Consider the following 736-nt stretch of genomic DNA (forward strand, 5'->3'; position numbering starts at 1 on the left):
ACAGCACTTCTGAAGCATCAACCGTTGGCAAAGCCTTGAAGTAGTCCTGTATAGGATTGATGCGTGGCGAAAAGCTGCTTTCGATGATGGAATAGAGATTATCAGCGGAAGTAATAATACCGTCCTCGCTATCAAGTTCTCTGCGAAAGGTATTGATGTCATAACGGCTGACCTTGCTATACACATTGGCATACTTGGGAGAAAACTCTGTTCTGCCAAGTACGGTGTTAAACCTGAAGTCATAATGGGTGAAGAGGTAGCTTTCTATCTCCTTGTTTTTGGAAGTTTGCCTACTATGCTTCGGCTTGTCTTCTGCGTGTATATTGCTATTGTCTGCGCATTTCTTCATAATCGTCCTAAAATGATTTCTGAAAGTGAAGTTAAGGAGGATAATTCTGATAGCCAAGCATTCTCGGTGTGCTTGCATAATGTTGCATAAACCTGCTATAAAATTCCTTGTAGGAAATCATCAAACATCTTAGTTTTTAGTGGATTAAATGGAGAAATCAAAGGGGAAGCGAAGATGATACAAATACAAAACCTTGATTGACTTTGTAACAAACCACATTCAAATGCGGTATTCTGCACATTTGGGTAGTGGGCTATAAGTAAAGGAATGACAAAAACGGATAAGACGCAAATAGCTATCCATTAGAAAAAAAGCATTCAACGAAAAAGATGTAAGCAAAAATTAAGAGCTTATCTCAATGTTCTCTGAAATCTTAGAATAAGATAG

General features: G+C 38.3%; 1 pseudogene. It reads right to left on the reverse strand.

Annotated features, from left to right (window positions below):
• Positions 1-349: pseudogene (locus HMPREF9018_RS03900) on the reverse strand (VapE domain-containing protein); the annotation flags it as partial.
• Positions 350-736 lie beyond the last annotated feature (387 nt).

This window comes from Prevotella amnii CRIS 21A-A (genome assembly GCF_000177355.1).
Lineage (GTDB): Bacteria > Bacteroidota > Bacteroidia > Bacteroidales > Bacteroidaceae > Prevotella > Prevotella amnii.